Origin of the sequence: Trichodesmium erythraeum IMS101, from assembly GCF_000014265.1 — a bacterium.
In the GTDB taxonomy this organism is placed as follows: domain Bacteria; phylum Cyanobacteriota; class Cyanobacteriia; order Cyanobacteriales; family Microcoleaceae; genus Trichodesmium; species Trichodesmium erythraeum.
This window is the reverse complement of record NC_008312.1, coordinates 7,485,430-7,503,026: the sequence shown is the minus strand read 5'-3', so window position 1 is coordinate 7,503,026 and position 17,597 is coordinate 7,485,430. Positions and strand designations below refer to the sequence as shown.

Sequence of the window (17,597 nt, the reverse complement as noted above, 5' to 3'; positions counted from 1 at the left end):
CATTGTAGCTATTTATGTAGTATGTAAAGATGCCAGCGCTCATTGCTATAAACCTGTAAAAACTTTGATACATCTATTTTTCAGCTTGCTTGTCACCCCGTGAGCGCCTCCTCCCTGAAGTCACTATGTTTAGGCTCAAAGTGATACTTGGAGGGAAGTTGCGACAACATCAATTTGATGCTCAGGCAGTGGAGTTATTCATACAATATGCTATGGTCAACCTGATGATTCAAATAGGTAAGCCTAAAACCTACAAAGTTAAAATCTAGCTAACTACCAGTCAGGGCGTTGGCTGCGATCGCAACTTTTATGGAACAAAGCCCATTTAAAGCAAAAAATTTTAATCTCTAGAATGCCTTTATTTAAACTTTTTTAGTTGTTTCGTAATTCTTTGAGTCTATCTAGAGAGTTTTGATACCATTTTTTATTTCCTTGTTCTTTATACAGGTCAGCAGCTTTTTCAAAATCTGATATAGTTTTTTCGGTAGTCCTAAAAAGGAAAGGATCAAGCTATAGGTAATGAGGAATTGTAATGATGGATGAAATGCCAGATAGCCCCTATATGATTTTCTAGCTTTTTGGAAAAAGATAAGGTCTTGCGCACTAAACGTGAAACTCGTTGCCGTAAAGTACAGTTAAGTCGTTCAATGTAACTTGTTTTACCAGTTTCTTTCCCCACAGCTTGATGTCGTTTGCTGGGTAAGACTTCTGCAGCCAGCCGACCAGAAATCTGTATAGCAAACCGCACACTGACGATAGACTGCAGGTAACGACTCCCAAAGCTTTTGAGCTGAACCCGTAGAACGGTCTCCAATATAGCATCCAATAATTTCACGGGTGTCTACATCCAGAGCTAACCAGACCCACTGTTTATTTCCTTTATGCTCTACAAATGACCATAATTCATCCATTTGTACCTTTAAGCTTCCCTTCCCCTTCGGTTGTACCTCCACTTGCTCAGAGAACTCTGTGTATTTCTGGTTGACATAATTCTGCAACCATGCTTCTGAGACCTACGCCACTCTGGCAATTCCAGCCAGGGGTATCTTCTCAAGTAGCATTTGGTCTATCACCTCTTGGGTTGATTGGGTACGCTCTGAGACTCTTGTCCACTTGGGATTTTCCACAAATTGACGACCACAGTCTAGGCATTTGTGATTCTGTCTACCATGACGGGTTTTACCATTCTTGACTACTGAAGACAGAATTGCATGATGGACAGGGTGGCTTGGGGTCTGACATTAAAATGCATCTCTCTACTACTGTTACCCTATATTTTCCTCTATCCTTTCCTTTTTAGCACTACCGTTTTTTCAATATTTCCTCTAACTTTGTAAACTAAGCCTCTGTCGTAGTAAGTAGTAGGATATTCGGAATTGATTTTAATAGCTTGGTTATAGTCATCAATAGCCTTTTCATCTTCTCCCTGATTATAGTAAACCAAACCCCTTTTATTGTAAGCATCAGCAAATTCGGAATTGATTTCAATAACTTTATTGTACTCAGTGATTGCCTTCTCATATTTTCTTTGTTCACGATAAACATCACCTCTGCCGTAATAAGCATAAACAAATTTGGGATTGAGTTGAATAGCTTCATTAAACAGAGTGAGCGCCTTTTCATGTTCTCTCTGACTATAATAATCAATACCTCTATTGTAATAATCATTAGTTTTTTTATATTTCGTGTTTATAGAACTTGTAATAAAAAAAACTGTAGCTACAAAAATAATCCCGACTATACTTGCTATAAATTTGTTGAGTGTAGATGATAGTAGTTTAACTTTTTTTGTCTGTTATTCTTCATTTTATTGAGCACTTGCTTTTAAAGCATTTAATGCCGTCATAGCATTTTCATAACGAGATGGAAAATATTCATGTACCATCCGATCCAATACGTTTCCAAAATCATTAGAGTTGTTGGGAAATAAGGTAAAATAATTTCAGAAAAAATTTGCCATAAAAATGCTAAATATTGAACGAGCCTTAAAACAAGACAGATTACTCAGAGCATTAACACCCATTAAACCGTAAAGCATTTGAATCTTTGTTGGAGTCCTTTGGGCAAATGTATGAGCAAACATTGCACTCGCTCACCTCGTCAACGCTCTGTTGGAGGAGGTCTTTTGGCTCGTTTACGCACTCTACAAGACAAATTGTTTGACATTCTCTTCTACTTTAAATGTTACCCGACTTTTGACTTAGCTGGTATCTTGTTTGATATCGACCGTAGTCAAGCACATTATTGGGTTCATCGCTTACAAACTATCAGGACTTACGCAAAGACACTATATATAGCGCATGACAACTTCGACGAACTTCACTATAGTCATGTGCGTTAGCGGAGCTTTGCGTTAGCAATCGCCTAACTATTTTGACTCAAAAAACCTTGAGTTTTTCAAGTCAAATAACTTTCATTTTAATTGAAGAATTTTTCAATTGATCCCTTAGATATTTTGATAATAATTTATGCTTAACTTGATAAATACTTTTGCCTATTTTAGTAGCAAATCTTTTGAAGAAGTTCCACACTAACATTGCACAAACAATATGATTTTTCTGAATTATTCGCAGACGACACTGACAAAATCCTCAACCTGTTAATTGCTTAATTTCTCTATTAAATTCTTCGATTTTCCATCTAGTTTGAGATTCAAACTCTACATCATAAGAGTGATGATTGAGTCAAGTCATTAGTGACAATATATTCTGCTGAAGTTGGCAGATACACCTAATCCAAAATATTTTCACCTTTTGGCAGAGTGGAAACCCTTTAATTTGAATTATTTTTCCTGACTTTTTTTCAGCTTCATTCCAATTTAAATCTTGAACTTTTTTGTATTTTTCTGCACCTCGTGTATCATCAACGCACGCGATTACTTTTTAAAGGACAGTAGTAAATTTTTCTATCATTATCTATTAATCCCATTAATCTTTGTGTTGCATACCCAAATCCATTAATAATGTTTTAAATGGTATTTTCTTATTATTTATGGCATTAAGTATCATTTCTTCAACACTCTTCTATTTTTGTTTTCTTGTCAGTATCTGGGTCATAAATTCTATAATATATAATCCATAATTGTTCATTTTGGGGATTAAAATATACACAATTAACTATTCCAAGACCCACGAACTTCGCAGCTGATAGAACGCAAACAACTTGATGAACCTATACCACTATACTGTCCTCGTGTAAGTTCAATATTATATCCATACTTTTTATTAATTACTGTGTCATCAAAAATTAAATAAGCTTCGGTATCACCAAACAAATTCTTCTTGAACATTTCGCCATAAATCTTCTGAATTTAAAGACTCTGCTCTTAAATAGCGATTTATTGTATTATGGCTAATATTTTCACTCTGGATTTGCGGCGTAGCGTTATAGTAAAATTTGTGTGAGATTTAAGTAAATATTGACAGTAGTCAACAAAATTAAAATTCATATTTTTGAACTAATATAATCCTGTCATTATCATCTAATAATTAAAGCTTTTTAGCAAGTTAATTTAACCTAATTGTAACTTTGTTTAAAGATACATTAAAAGTAATATCTATCTGAAAAAAAACTAATTATAGTATGGAGAATTTCATATCGACAGTACGCTATATATAGCGTACTTGCGTAAGTCCTGACTATGTTAGAAGCAGCCTTGGGAGAAAAAAAGGGGCGATGCATTGCGTCAAATTAACAGTGTCCAAGGATTCATAGAGCGTTTCCCTCGAGTAGAACGAGTGATAATGGATGGCACAGAACGGCCAGTACAAAGACCAACTCACTCTGAAAAACCAAAACTGAATTATTCAGGAAAAAAAAAGCGTCACACTCGCAAACATCTAGTAGCAGTTAATCAAAACAAGAAAGTGCTGGTATTGAGTCAGGCACGAGAAGGAAAGCTGCATGAAGTCGAAGTTCCATGACCAGGAAAAATTGATAGGAAATATACCTCTAGAGATTCCGATAGAAGTAGACAGTGGTTTCCAAGGTCTCCACGCATCAGTATGAAAATATCCGAATCCCCCATAAAAAACCAAAAGGGGGAGAGTTAAGTGAGCAACAAAAACCAGATTTTCGGAAATTGAGTCAATCAAGGGTAGTCTGTGAAAACGCCTTGGCGGGCGTCAAGCGTTATGGAGCTGTCAGTCAGATTTCTCGTAATCACAAGTATGATTTTGATGACAAATTAATGCTAACAGCAACTGGTGAGTGGAACTTATATCTGATGACAGCATAAGTAGTCAAATTACTAGGGAAATATGTCAAGTTTTCGTTTGAGTTCTTTCTCTCCTAAGTTATTTCCCAACAACTCTATTACTTACTTTAACTTCATTACGCCAAATTATATTTCCTGTATTTTTATCTCTTGGTAAATTTTTTAGTTCTTTTCCAGTCAAAGCTTTTATTCCAACTATTCCCACTGCATATATATCACTACTCAATTTTGGTCTACCATTAATCTGTTCACTTGGCATATAACCAGGAGTTCCTAAAGTTACAGTTATAGTTGTTAAACTTTGTTGGTTAATAGTTAATACCTCTATTTCTTTTACAGCTCCAAAGTCTATCAATATTATTTTGCTATCTGACTTACGACGCATCAAATTTTGTGGTTTTATATCTCGATGAATTATATTATTTTCATGAGCTATTGTTAATGCCTCTAATATTCCTTTTAGTAAGGAAATAGTATCAAACTCAATTAATTTTTTTCCTGTAGTTAATTCCTTACTTATATCTTGCCCTTCTATATATTCTTGTACTAGGTAAAATTCTTTTCCTTCTTCAAAATGGGCAAATAATCTTGGTATTTTGTTTTAGTTGTTACCTAATTTGTATAAGGTATCTGCTTCTCTTTGAAATAACTTTCTAGCAATATTTAGAACTGTAGGATCTAAAGTTTTTGGTTTCAGATGTTTGACTACACATTTAGGATTGCCTGGCAAATCTAAATCTTGAGCTAAGTAGGTATTTCCAAAGCTTCTACTTCCCAAAGATTTAATGATTTGATAACGGTTCTCAGGATTTGTTTAGATTGCATGATTTGTTTAATTATAAGTTATCAATTATTAGTTATCAATTATTAGTTATCAATTATAAGTTATCAATTATTAGTTATCAATTATTGGTTATCAATTATTAGTTATCAATTATACTTTTTCCTTTCTCCACATATTCATGGAAATTAGAAAGCTATTTTTCAATAAACCATCTAGCTTCATCAGTTAACTCAGATAAAGCCTTTATTTGATTGTTAGTTTAATTTATTTTTTTCTACAAACAAAACTAGCATTTTTTGATTTGTCTATATTCTTCTGTTATGCTTTGTGAGACTTAAAATATTCTGCTCCGACTCACCTCAAAAATCTAAGTTATTAACTCCTAGGTAAAATTTTCTCCTTTTAGAATATACACAAATATTTTCTCTACAAATTTTCTTTTTGTTTGAGTCGATCACGTGTGAGAGAGCTCACGGGGTGACAAGCTAGTTGAAAGCTATGTATAGAGAAGAATTTGCGTTCTGGGACTGAGGAATAATTCAATTAAAAGAAAATCCTTATTGAGAATTAAGGGGGTGTAGTGCGTTCGCGGATCGAACGCACTACACCCCCTAACTAAATTGAATAATAATTCAAGTTGCACTGGAGAATAATATTATGAAAAAACTCACATGAATTAATTGATTATTAATCAAAAATTACGGTCTAATTAACCACTATATTCATCGCTTTTATGCCCCTGTGATAATATAGAAATTTATGAGGATTAAGCCTCATTAAATTTTCTACTAATCCCCAGATAAAATCATCATTTATTGCCCAATACATCCTAGATAATCCTACAAAAAAACTACTGTGCCTTCTTTCTTTTCTACTTTTTTCATTAGTTCTTGATATATATTCTTGAACCCCTTTATTTTTAATTTTTTGGACTTGAAATGAACTAATTGCATAAGAAATAGCTATTAATAAAATTAAATTATTCAATCTCGTTTCATTGGCCTTCGCTGATTCTAGATTGTAAGCACCAGTTTTATAGTCTTTAAACATTGCTTCAATTCCCATTCTCTGGCTATATATTTTTTTAATTTTCCCTGGTAACGATAGATTGGTTAAAATATACCATTTTTCGGAAACAGATTTGTCACGATATTTTGGTTTTTTATATATCAGTAAATTATATGTTCCTACTCTCAAAATTTTGGTAATTTTTTGATTTAAAAATAGTTTACATTCACCGATGTTTGCTGGTAATTCAGAGAGTTTACAATATTTTTTTCCTCGTTTAATCATCGTCGATTTTTTTGTTCTCAAAACAAAGTATACATCTTGTTTTTGATATTTTTTCAACCAATAACATAGAAAAATACTGTGGAACTCTCTATCTGCTGTCAGAATGATTTTCTGGCATTTTAATAATCTTATAACTGGACGAATTACTGCTTTTTGTTCGGCTAAATTACTAGCTCCTTTATGAGTTAAAATTTTCCAATGTATAGGTAAAGCTCTCTTTTTCCAAGCTAAACTAATCATTAATATATTAGTATTTTGCCACTGAGTTCTATCTAAAATTAATACTAATTCTGAGGGAAAGTCGAATAATTTTTTTACCATTATTCTGACCCAAGGAAACCAGAATAAAGGCAAACTTAATTCCTTGATAGTTAAAAATATTTCGCATAAGTTTTCCCTTACTTTCTAATTTTATTGGTAGGGGAAAATAATTACTTAGTTTTGATATTTGCACAGTTTTATGTACAGATATTAAGTATAATAATATTTGTAATGTTACTAATTGAGATGGACTCAATTTTTCCTTAATATGGTCTTGATAAAAGCCTAATATATTCACCTTTTATTGATTTTTATTTGTAATTAGTAACCTTTTTTTATCATATTTTTAACTATTTCAAAAAACTTTTAAAATGAATAAATAATCAACGCACTACACCCCATCCATTCTCAATAAGCATTTTCTTTTTGTTGAAATATTCTTCAGTCTACGAAGGCAAATCCCTTTCTATATATAGCTTTCAACTAGCTTGTTACCCCGTGAGGTGAGAGAGAAAAACTTGATAAATGGCCAACAATTAATTTAGGGTGGCCATTTTTTGGAATACCTAGGGGAAAAGGGACTTCTTAGGAGACTTTAATACATTAAAATTAGAAGTCTATTTAGAGTAATATAATAAAACTAAGTGTGAAAGATTTATTAGAGTTATTTATTTGAAAGTATTGATAATAAAAATTAACAAAAATCAAGTAATTTGAAGAATATAAATTTGTCACTAAAAAAAAACTCAAAAAAATAACTAAAACTGCAGTTTTAATAATTTTTTTCAGGAAAAATATTGCTCCATTAAATTCACATTCACTAGATCTGGCGCTTGATAAGTAAGTCTTGATTTACAGAACTTTCGAGGATACTGAGGTACAATAAAAGTCATAAATGAATCAATAAAATAATCTATCTTATGCGATCGCGATCATATTATATCAATTCTTAAAAATCTAATTTCTCAACTACTATGAAAGTTTATTCTCTTAACCTGAGAAAAAAATTTATTGAAACTTATTTGAATCAAAAAAAGTTTAATTCGTCAAAAATATAAGTATAGCATTACTTTTCAGAAACAATATAAATGATATTAGAAATTGGTTCACTCATGGCTATCACCTAAATCCTGATTTAATTGGCTATTACCTCAATATAAACAGCCAGCTCTTCCATACAAATCAAGTTAAGGTCTTTATCTGTCAATGCTTTCAGAATTAATCAGCAGGCCCTAATTAGGGCCTGTGGGTAAGTCCCAATCAAATTACTTCCGCGCGATCGCATAATAACGCCAAGGAGCGGGATAACCTTCAACAGTTAAGGATGGGTTGTGAGGATCAAGAAATTCTGGTAAACTATCAATATTTGCCCAAATAGTACGTCGTTGCTCCTCAACGGACAAAGGCGCAGCAAAAAAACAATTAATATCGCTAAACCCCGCTCTCCCTATCCAATTTTCTAAACAAGACTGGGTAGGAAGAAACCAAATACCCCGCGCTTGTGCGTAACGTTTTTGGGGAGTAAGTGCCACTGGTAAATCTCCAGGAATACCTTGACAGTCAATAATAACTTCACCTTTTGGCCCTAACGCCTGTCGCATTTTGCGTAATAAACCAATAGGATCAGTGTGATGATAGAGAATACCCAGACAAAAAATGGTATCAAAAAATTGGGGATAGTAGTGAATGTGTTCCACTCCTAAAAGTTCAAATGCCAGCATTTTTTGTTTGACGATATTTTGAATAAGTTGAAAATTCCAAAAATGTTTGCTGTAGGGCTCAAAACCGATGACTAATTCCGGTTGTTGATCCACCATCCGAAACATAAAATAACCGTTGTGGCAACCAATATCAGCAACTTTGCGATTTTTAATAGAACTAATATGTGGTAAAATTCTATCCCATTTCCAGTCGGAACGCCATTCTGCATCAATGTTTACCCCAAATAGTTCAAAGGGACCTTTTTTCCAGGGGCAAAATGTTTGTAAACAATGGTAAAGCCTTTGTTTTTGACCAGGAGAAATTTCCTCAGGGTGACCGACTTTGATAACTGCACTAGAACAGTCGAAAAAGTTGCTTTGAATATCTGCTATTGTTTGTACTGCCTTGTAATATTTTTCATGAGAGAATTTAAATAATTTTGCTTGTCTTTCTTGACGAATTTTTAATATTGCTTCTGTGTTGATAGGACTATTATATTTATATAAATAATCTGGGGAAATATAGCCAATATTTTTGTTAAGCATAATCAGAAAAATTATTAAGTTAATATTATTTTCTTAGGAAAATCACACGGTAAAAAGCACACTACAAAATATATTTAGTAACAATTTTTTAGCTTAATTTGAATTATTATTCAATATTATTAACAAGGCATATAATAATCACACTTTACTACAAAATATTATAATTTTCTCATTAATTTATGTCTAAAATTAATACTACTTCTGAGGAAAAAGTCAATTTTTCATACCATTATTAGGATTAAAAGATACCCTAATATAGGTTAAATTAATTGCTTAACACTTAAGAACCTTTCTATATACCTTATCCAAATTTATGATTTTATTCTCAGAAAAAATAATTGGTTAGCTTTAATATTTGAACAGTTTTATATACTGATATTAAGTACAACAATATCTTTAATATTGCCACTTAAGATAGACTAAATTTTTGCTCAATTTTCTCTTAGTAAAAGCCTAATATATTCACCGTTGTTAATGCTGTTAATTTTTACTTATAACCACTAATCCTTTTTGCTCATATTTGGAGCAGCTAAAAAAGTTGCTAATATAAATAAATAATCAATATAGAGGGTTAAAGTATCAGGTTATCCCCTTCCCATTGTCAAGAAATTTTATTTTTAAACGAAGTATTATTCAATACATTATCTATTAGTAACTCTATATCCACCCTATAGCTTGTGTGCCACACCATAATACTTCCTAAGGACTTTTTCGTACCGCATAATTTTTTCAGTTATTATCTACCCAGTTATCAGACTTCCTCTCACATTGCCTAAGAGAAAAATATAGTTTTTTAACCTCAATTTATTTAAGTTAAATCAATCAAAAATCATCTAATATTGTCATAATTATAATATTATCTCAAGTTTTTTTTGTTCAACTTCCTTTATCAGTTATTACTTATCAGTTAGGGAATTTCTACCCAAAGATCTAAAAACTGAAGTTCACAGTTGAGACCCAGGAGGCTAGCTATTAGGCAAGAATTTTGAGTTGATAGCTAGTCAACTATTTCCTAACTCTTCCGCTTTCTCCTTTGCTGCCAGGACAGCCTCAATAATAGCAGAACGAAAACCCGCACTTTCTAACTCAGCAATTCCAGCAATAGTTGTGCCCCCTGGACTTGTCACCCGATCTTTCAACTGTGCCGGGTGCATTCCTGACTCCTGCAATAAAACCGCTGTTCCCAGAACAGTTTGCAATGCCAATTGATAAGCGATCGCCCTAGGTAAACCAGCACGAACACCCCCATCTGTCAAAGATTCTATAAAAATTGTTACATAACCAGGTCCCGAACCAGACACTGCCGTAACTGCATCCATTAAACTTTCTGACACTTCAACTACCTGACCTATAGATGCTAAAATACAAGTAGCTAACTCCCGATGTGATGGTTGAACATTTTTCCCCAGAGCGATAGCGCTCATACCTACACCCACTGTTGCTGGAGTATTCGGCATAACTCTAACCACAGGTTGCCCACAGAAAAATGCTTCCAGCTTTTGCAAAGGCACACCAGCCATAATAGAAATTAGCAAAGGTAAAGTTGTTGTCTTACCAGCAACTTGCCAGTCTCCCAACTGTGACACTACACTATCAAATATTTGAGGCTTAACTGCCAGCAATAAAACCTCCGTTGTACTTGTCACTACCAAACTATTATCTGTAGTCACTTGTACACCATACTCTTGTGTCAACAAATTCCGCCTTTGTTGCTGGGGGTCACTAACTAAAATTTCCGAGGGTAGATAAACATTTTGTTTAATTAGGCGGGATAGCAAAGCCTCTCCCATTACCCCACCACCTATTAAACCCAACTTAGTAATTGCCATTTTCAACCAAAAAAATAAATATATAAACTAGGAATTGGGGATGGGTATTTTTATAATAGAGTTGTTGGGAATTAAGCCCCAAAAATGGCTAAAACCCAAAATAAGTTGAGGTTTATGGGTGCTTTTAAGGATGAAAATGTTTAAAAACTTATAGAATAAGGTTTTAAACATTTTAAATTTTCCCACACCAAACAACTCTAATATAATTACTCTAACTAGAGAACTATATTTCAATTTTTAAATTAACCCCATACCCAAATTTCCTTTACTATTGTATCATTTGAATTTGCTCAGGTTGCCAAACTTGAGACCCAGAGTTAGGCACACGAGGGCGTGGTTGAGTCTGTGACATTTCGTTTACTAAACCTGTTTGAGTTCTCACCTGTACACAACTTGGTGTAAACAGAAAAATACTTTCTCCAATGCGTTCTTGATGACCATCAAGAGCATAAGTACCACCTGCTACAAAATCTACCGCTCTTTGGGCTTGTTCTGGGTCCATAATAGTTAAATTTAAAACCACAGATTTGCGCTCCCGTAAGGCACGAATTGCTTGAGGCATTTCCTCAAAAGTGCGTGGTTCTAAAACCACAACCTCAGACATTCCGTTTAAAGCTCCTGGCATTCCAATTACATTATTCATAACCGATCCCATTCCAGATTCTTGTTGAACAACTCCATTAATACCTGTTGTGCTAGCAGTTGTTGCAGTCGTAGCACTGGCCCGATTTCTTAATCGGCGGTTACTGCGACTTTCCTCCTGAGTAGGCACAGCAGCAGGAGTTTGCTGTTGTTGAGGATAAACATACTGTTCTCCTTCCATTTCATCGTAATCATATTCATATTCAACTGGCTCATTAAGTCCGACAAAATCTTTAAACTTGGACAAAAGATTATTCACTGTTAAAATTCTCCAATACTATTTCATTAACAAATACTAATAGTTACTAGAAACTTTAGTTAAATATAATATCAACTAATTTTTAGTTTGATTAGGAGTTATCCTAACTGGACGAACTACAACGCCCTCTATCCCTCCATCAAAAACTATTGGGATTACTTTTCTCATGATGTTGTATGACCCATTTATATCTGCATTTATCCTGATTTTTGAGCCTGATTCTAGGCACAGTCCTCTCCACCCTCGATAACCACTAAACTCATATTTTTTTCCATTTTCTTCTCCATATTTAGGGATATAATCTAATGACAAAAAACTAGCACTAGATGTATAACTTTTTTCACTTACAGTCACTTTTATTACTGCTATTTCTCCCTTGTATTTTAACATTTCTACAAAACGACTATGAGGTATATTTACAAATGATTGATTATTTTTTTTCTATCTATTATTTACCCAGTGTTTCCAGAAGGGCTTTTGGACGATAATTAATTTCCCAATTCCCCATTCCTCTAAATCATTTATTATCCATCTGCTACAGAAAAGAAAATAATTTTTTATTTGATTATTTCGTTTAGCTGTTAATCTTTAAATCTGATTTGATGCCCTCAACTCCTCTTTCAATCTACTCTACAATTTTGCCCTCGTTTTGTTATAGAATTGGTTAATACTTTTTAACAGCTGTCCGTTAACCAGGATCGGTGTAAACTCTTTTTAGTTTGATGTTAACGCCGCTAAATTATTTACTCCTATATCAATAGCTACTACTGCTTTAGAATTGTTTAGAGCAAATTCGTTTAGTAATTCATACACCACCTCAATTACATACCGTTTTAGTCTCGCAATTATTCTCACACAAGTAATATTTTCTACCTGAATCAAGAATTATATATCTATTTTTGATAATTTGATTTTCCCTTGATTCAGACTTAGCTTACTAATGGCTTAGATGATATAAAGTAATAAATTTCTCCCTTTAATTTTATCTTTATATTTTTGCAGTTTTGGTTGCTCTGTAAATTTATTTGGGTTTTCTCTGTAGGCTTTATTAGCCACTAAAAAACTCTGCCAATTTTTGTCTAATATTCTTAGTATTTGTTGAATTAATTTACTTGGTAATAATCCATAATATGGACTATTTTTGAATTGATGATATATCTGATTATAGTTCAGATAATTTTTGTTAAAAATCAAAGATTGACGTACCAAATAATTAGCATAGTTATAGATATTTTTAGAAAGAAAACAAAATTTATCTATCTCTTTCCCATGTTGATGACTTTCTTTAATTATATGTCTCTCAACTAATCTCATTAGTTAACTATTCAATTATTTTTTCCGTTTTTCTTTTACTTCTTGTTAATCTATAAACTCAGGTATAAAATAATATAATTATTACAATTAAATAAAACGTTATTTTTTACATATTAACAGGTTAAAATTGCGTGGATTATTTAGTAAATCCAATAAATAAGATATAACCAACCCATATTTTGACTTTTTTAACCCGTTTGATAGTATACTATATTTTTTTAAGTTATCTTAGATAAAGTATCAGTCTTTTTTATTCTTTCTTTCGCCAAATAAAATTCTACCTAGTCTCACAATAGTAGTACCGGCAGATATAGCTAAATTATAATCTTCTGACATTCCCATTGAAAGCTCTTGGGTTTTTAGGTGAGAAAAATTCTTTTCCCTAATTTCGAGAGCTAACTCCTTAGTTTTCTGAAATACGGATAGAGTTTGTAAATCGTCTAATCCCTGGGGTGGAATAGTCATTAAACCTTTAATTTTCAGATGTTGACATTGATTTAACTCTTCCAAATCACTCATTAATTCTGTTATTGTCCACCCATATTTGTTAGGGTCAGGCAAAATTTTAACTTGCAGACAGATATTGGGACTATAACAAAACTGTTCTGCTAGAGCATTAAGGCGTTTGGCCAGTTTCAAATTGTCTACAGAATGAATCCATTGAAACTGCTTTAAGGCTTTTACTACCTTGTTACTTTGCAAGTGGCCAATTAAGTGCCAGGTAATATCTGGTAAATCTTGTAGTTGAGCTTGCTTTGCTTCTGCTTCTTGAACTTTATTTTCCCCAAAATCTCGTATTCCTGCTGCATAGGCAGTACGAATAGTATCAACTGATACCTGTTTAGTTACAGCAATTAACCGTACTGACTTAGGTAAATTAGATTTAATGTTGGTAATACGTTCAGCAATTGACTCAACCATTTCATCTTTAGACTTAAGAATATTCTATTTATAGTGACATACTCAATAGCTGATTACAAGAATATGGGCTAGGCTTCTTGGCGAGTAAGTTAACCGAGCCAAGAAGAAATGCCCAACTGCTTCGTGCAATTCATTCAAAAGGTATGAATTCTATTGAACTCCTTTATATCCTTCAAAATTTGGTGTTGGTAATAAAATCTTTTAGTAAAACCTTGACTTGATTTTTGGCATTAATTGAAGCATTTAAGTCATGTCCAATGTATCAATTAAGGACAAGCATTCATTGAATATCAATTTTATTCCCACTAATCAAATCTTTGAGCCTTTGATGTCGGTGACAGCCAAAACATTTAATTATATTAAAGTCTCAGCATTTCCAGGGTTTTATCTATTGTTTCTACTTGACTTTTTATTGAACGTAATTTGTCTTGGTAGGACAACTTCATTTCTTTTCCTCCAGAGGTACTGATAACTGACCAAGGAGTATTATTGAAAAGTATTTTTGTGAACCTGCTGGAGCTTTTGGTAATCATCCGTTTGACGATTACGACGTAGCAGGCGAAGACGAATTTCTACCATTAAGCGTGCGTCGGAGCGACTCACTGGTTCAAATTTTATAACACCTATTTCATTAGTCACTACTAAAAAAAATAAGCGTTGAGCATAAAGCGTTGTAAACAATTCTTTCTTGTTTTTCTTGTTCTCAATCTCAATTAAGCACACCCTATATAAAAGGCCAAAATTAGGATGGTTCATGTAAGTTTCGTTGGTCATTTAGGCTTAAAATCAGCAGATAATCACAAAATTTGCAAGGAGTTTAGTGGCCTTTGTCAATTGACAGACCCTCTTATTTTAGATTTTAGACTTTTTTACTTTCTTGACGTTAGTAATTGATGATGATGATTTATCTGCAGGAGTAGAACTTTCTTGCCTATCCCGTTGAGGACAACTAAAATTTAATTGTCCCTAAAAGAGAAACTTCATCCCCTTCCAAACCAACGCCATTTTCTTAAATACTTTTAGTAAAGAAATATATCTGTAATATATTATTTTTTCTGAAAATTATTATTGTTTGACATTTAGTTATGAATCTCAATCTGCAATTTTGATCTGAAAAATATTAACAATATTAATCAGAAACTAAAACTAAGTATCTCACAGCTCTTTTCACAAAAATTTTATTTTACTATTATATAATAATATCAGATAATTACTTATATAGATAAGGCTACCAATGTAGCACGGCAAAAATTTACTCCCGGGAGCGACCTCTACCGTTGTAGGCCATAATAATTGAACCGTAGGCTGTCCTAGTTCAATTTCCTAGCCATAAATCATAATGTATATTTTATTTTTTTTTAACTTTGTCCTCCCCAAGCCAACCTAAACCACCAGAATAACACTAAACTACCCAATACTATCAAATCTAATGGCTTTAACTTTAGATTGTGCCATTCTACTTTATGTGTGTTAGGAGTGGTAAAACCTCGTACTTTCATTGCACTAGCAATTTGATCTGCTCGCAATAACAAATTTTCTAATAATCTTTCTACTACTATTAGCCATACCTGAGAAGCTTGTCGGAGTCCTAATTTTTTCCAATTAATTGCTCTAGTTTGAACAGAACGAACTAAATTTTGTATTTCCTCTAAAACTAAAGGTATAAATCTTAAAGATAGAGTTAAAGTTAAACTTATTTCAGTTACAGGTAAGTTGAATTTATTGAGAAGTCCCATGAGATATTCTATACCTGCTGTAATTTCCTCTGAGGCTGTAGTTAAAAGATACAGGTTAGTACTATAAATAACTGTAAATAATAAAGTGGCAATACGAATGCCTAAATCTACTGAACGACGGGTTATGGTAATTGGATTTTGTTGAAAAATGATGTAGCTATAAGAGGTGGGTTGAGGTAGCTTATTTAATTTTGGGCTTTCTCTTACCGTTTGTGGAACAGTTTCTTTTCCGAATATTTCAAAAATGTTTTTCCAAGTTTTTGGTTCTGATGCTAATTCTAAGTTAGGGGTTAGTTGAGCAAAAATTAGTTCATCTTTTGGTAAGCGTGGTTGATAGTTAATTGAAAGTCCATCAGGAGCGATCGCTGCACTCATAACAAATATTAAAGAACAGAACATTAATAACCAACCCATTTGTTTTTGCCAAACTCGTAAAGGAATTGAGGCAGTAAATGTTAAAATAATTAATATTGCGACTAATATTAAACGCCATGAAGAACTACCTAAAACAGGGCTGAGAAGAAAACTCATTAGCCAGATTAATTTAACTCTAGGGTCAAGTTTATGTAGCCATGTTATGGGTTTTTCTAGATATAATCCTAAAGGTAGCGATCGTAATAAATCCATATTAATTAATCAAAGGTGAAAAGTTAAAATACAAAAGTAAATTTGTAGGGGAGTAGTTTTTATACTATAGGAAATTATTAACTCATAACAATTTAATCAGACAATTGTACACTTGGAGTTAAGCTATAAATTTCTGTAATGAAAGTCCTTATAGAATCAGGGTAACCTACCTATCTCTATCATTATTTACCTTATTTTATTTGTATCAAATCTGCTTAATTCGGCTTCCAAAAATATTTTACCTTCAGCCGAGCCTACAAATACTCCTAAGTTCTCTTCCCTCCCAAATTCTAAGTTCTGGGTTGTGACCCCTAATTAACTATTTAATTATACTAATGCTACCAGATTTGAACTTATTTCTTCCTCCTTCCCTCCTCAAAAGACAATTTCGGGATGAACTAACTCAAAACCTTCATTTCTCAATTTTTGATTTGATACCCTAGCATTAAAAGGACGTGTTGAAAAAGTGGAGTCATCCCAATAAATCTGTCCTAAACCCTGATATTTGTGTAAACCATCAAGTAATTCTCGACTTATCATCGGTACATTATTCACCAAATTGTAAATACCCTGCAACTGTTTCTTCTTAGCAAACTCCAATGCTTCCACAATATCATCTAAATGAATCCAGTTTGTGACATCATTCCCACTGCCGGGGCGAGTTTGGCCTTCCCACCTACTAAAAATTTTCACTAACTCCCGACCTGGTCCGTAAATTCCTCCTAAACGCAGGATACACACTCGTTGCTGGGGAGTGGATGCCGATAATAACACCTGCTCAGTTTCATGGAGAATTTTTCCACCTTCAGTAGCAGGGGTAACAGAAGAATTTTCATCTACCCACTCACCATTTTTATCACCATAAACTGAGTAACTACCTGTATAAATTATTTGTTTGACAGTAGGAGTTTTTTTTAAGGCAGTTAAGAGAGTTTCGGCAGTTTCTAGGTAAGTTTGTTTGTACCCAGTACGATAGCGATCGCCTACACTCAACAATACTACTTCTTGATTTTGCAATACATCCTTCATTGCGTTAAAGTCATTGCCTTTCATTACTACTACTTGTTGTGTTATATTTTGTAATTCTGAAACTCTTTCAGGAGTAGTAGTAGTTATAATCATTTTATGACCTTTCTGACTCCACAACTTGGCAACTGCACTGCCTACATAACCACAACCAATAATTGCAATTTTCATTCTGTTTTTCCAGATATTACTTACTTTTGATACTATACCTGATTAAGTTAAAATAAGAAATTCCTTACTATAAAACTCCTACAGGGATCTTTAAAACTTAGGGGATATAGCTGTCGCACTTGCTTCCTGAAGCTAATCTTTTGAGCATTAGTTGTATCAAAAAAGATTAATAGTAGGCCATAGCCTTTTCGGTGAGTTCCCATCAAATTTTTTTAGTCTCAAACATCTTTCCATCCAGAAGGTAAGTTTTTTGTATAACCTATATCGTTTTA

The 17,597-nt window shown here is 33.1% G+C and carries 19 protein-coding genes and 2 pseudogenes; 4 read left to right on the top strand and 17 right to left on the bottom strand.

Annotated elements, in window-relative coordinates; translation table 11 throughout:
* Positions 1-125: 125 nt before the first annotated feature.
* Positions 126-269 carry a hypothetical protein gene (locus TERY_RS34135; protein ID WP_155994611.1) on the top strand — a complete coding sequence of 48 codons (144 nt, stop codon included), beginning with the start codon at positions 126-128 and terminating at the stop codon, positions 267-269.
* Between the two features lie 236 nt (positions 270-505).
* On the opposite strand, the pseudogene TERY_RS31750 reads toward TERY_RS34135, so the two are convergent.
* Positions 506-1,242, bottom strand: a pseudogene (locus TERY_RS31750) (IS1 family transposase).
* Positions 1,243-1,282: 40 nt separating this feature from the next.
* On the bottom strand, positions 1,283-1,693 hold the full coding sequence (locus TERY_RS23705; protein WP_370497338.1) for a tetratricopeptide repeat protein: 411 nt from the start codon (positions 1,691-1,693) through the stop codon (positions 1,283-1,285).
* Positions 1,694-2,071: 378 nt separating this feature from the next.
* On the opposite strand from TERY_RS23705, the gene TERY_RS34130 reads away from it, so the two are divergent.
* Positions 2,072-2,341 (top strand): helix-turn-helix domain-containing protein, encoded by a 270-nt coding sequence (locus tag TERY_RS34130; protein WP_071820718.1) that lies wholly within the window; start codon positions 2,072-2,074, stop codon positions 2,339-2,341.
* A gap of 61 nt (positions 2,342-2,402) precedes the next feature.
* Here the strand turns inward: TERY_RS34130 and TERY_RS31745 are convergent.
* Positions 2,403-3,448, bottom strand: a pseudogene (locus TERY_RS31745) (transposase).
* A 232-nt stretch (positions 3,449-3,680) separates the two neighbouring features.
* Between TERY_RS31745 and TERY_RS34125 the strand changes: the two are divergent.
* Entirely contained in the window at positions 3,681-3,923 is a 243-nt protein-coding gene (locus tag TERY_RS34125) for a transposase family protein (protein WP_052845808.1), read from the top strand.
* A gap of 53 nt (positions 3,924-3,976) precedes the next feature.
* Positions 3,977-4,237 (top strand): hypothetical protein, encoded by a 261-nt coding sequence (locus TERY_RS34120; protein WP_196797162.1) that lies wholly within the window; start codon positions 3,977-3,979, stop codon positions 4,235-4,237.
* Between the two features lie 58 nt (positions 4,238-4,295).
* Here TERY_RS34120 and TERY_RS26610 read toward each other — a convergent pair whose 3' ends face one another.
* The 14 genes from TERY_RS26610 to TERY_RS23645 form a co-directional block, all read right to left on the bottom strand.
* Positions 4,296-4,811, bottom strand: coding sequence for a protein kinase domain-containing protein (locus TERY_RS26610; protein WP_370497336.1), 516 nt, complete (start codon positions 4,809-4,811; stop codon positions 4,296-4,298).
* Positions 4,812-4,817: 6 nt separating this feature from the next.
* Positions 4,818-4,994 carry a serine/threonine-protein kinase gene (locus tag TERY_RS37915; RefSeq protein ID WP_011614135.1) on the bottom strand — a complete coding sequence of 59 codons (177 nt, stop codon included), beginning with the start codon at positions 4,992-4,994 and terminating at the stop codon, positions 4,818-4,820.
* A 711-nt stretch (positions 4,995-5,705) separates the two neighbouring features.
* Positions 5,706-6,614, bottom strand: a complete 909-nt coding sequence (locus TERY_RS23685; RefSeq protein ID WP_052845869.1) for an IS4 family transposase — start codon at positions 6,612-6,614, stop codon at positions 5,706-5,708.
* Entirely contained in the window at positions 6,562-6,852 is a 291-nt protein-coding gene (locus TERY_RS35615; RefSeq protein WP_011614133.1) for a hypothetical protein, read from the bottom strand. The genes TERY_RS23685 and TERY_RS35615 overlap by 53 nt, the downstream gene beginning before the upstream one ends.
* A 967-nt stretch (positions 6,853-7,819) precedes the next feature.
* Entirely contained in the window at positions 7,820-8,800 is a 981-nt protein-coding gene (cmoB, locus tag TERY_RS23680) for a tRNA 5-methoxyuridine(34)/uridine 5-oxyacetic acid(34) synthase CmoB (protein WP_011614132.1), read from the bottom strand.
* 1,001 nt (positions 8,801-9,801) lie between these two features.
* Entirely contained in the window at positions 9,802-10,629 is an 828-nt protein-coding gene (gene proC, locus TERY_RS23675; protein ID WP_011614131.1) for a pyrroline-5-carboxylate reductase, read from the bottom strand.
* A 268-nt stretch (positions 10,630-10,897) separates the two neighbouring features.
* Positions 10,898-11,530 carry a cell division protein SepF gene (locus TERY_RS23670; protein ID WP_011614130.1) on the bottom strand — a complete coding sequence of 211 codons (633 nt, stop codon included), beginning with the start codon at positions 11,528-11,530 and terminating at the stop codon, positions 10,898-10,900.
* A 75-nt stretch (positions 11,531-11,605) separates the two neighbouring features.
* Complete coding sequence (locus TERY_RS35610; protein WP_011614129.1) at positions 11,606-11,920, bottom strand: hypothetical protein; 315 nt, start codon at positions 11,918-11,920, stop codon at positions 11,606-11,608.
* 324 nt (positions 11,921-12,244) lie between these two features.
* Positions 12,245-12,412, bottom strand: coding sequence for a hypothetical protein (locus tag TERY_RS35605; protein ID WP_196797160.1), 168 nt, complete (start codon positions 12,410-12,412; stop codon positions 12,245-12,247).
* A 63-nt stretch (positions 12,413-12,475) separates the two neighbouring features.
* Positions 12,476-12,844, bottom strand: a complete 369-nt coding sequence (locus tag TERY_RS35600; RefSeq protein ID WP_011614128.1) for a transposase — start codon at positions 12,842-12,844, stop codon at positions 12,476-12,478.
* Between the two features lie 240 nt (positions 12,845-13,084).
* Positions 13,085-13,765 (bottom strand): YggS family pyridoxal phosphate-dependent enzyme, encoded by a 681-nt coding sequence (locus TERY_RS23660; RefSeq protein ID WP_011614127.1) that lies wholly within the window; start codon positions 13,763-13,765, stop codon positions 13,085-13,087.
* A 486-nt stretch (positions 13,766-14,251) separates the two neighbouring features.
* Positions 14,252-14,539 carry a transcriptional coactivator PipX gene (pipX, locus tag TERY_RS23655; RefSeq protein ID WP_011614126.1) on the bottom strand — a complete coding sequence of 96 codons (288 nt, stop codon included), beginning with the start codon at positions 14,537-14,539 and terminating at the stop codon, positions 14,252-14,254.
* Between the two features lie 584 nt (positions 14,540-15,123).
* Positions 15,124-16,128, bottom strand: a complete 1,005-nt coding sequence (locus TERY_RS23650; protein ID WP_011614125.1) for a CbiQ family ECF transporter T component — start codon at positions 16,126-16,128, stop codon at positions 15,124-15,126.
* A 375-nt stretch (positions 16,129-16,503) separates the two neighbouring features.
* On the bottom strand, positions 16,504-17,325 hold the full coding sequence (locus TERY_RS23645) for an NAD-dependent epimerase/dehydratase family protein (RefSeq protein ID WP_011614124.1): 822 nt from the start codon (positions 17,323-17,325) through the stop codon (positions 16,504-16,506).
* Positions 17,326-17,597: the final 272 nt, after the last annotated feature.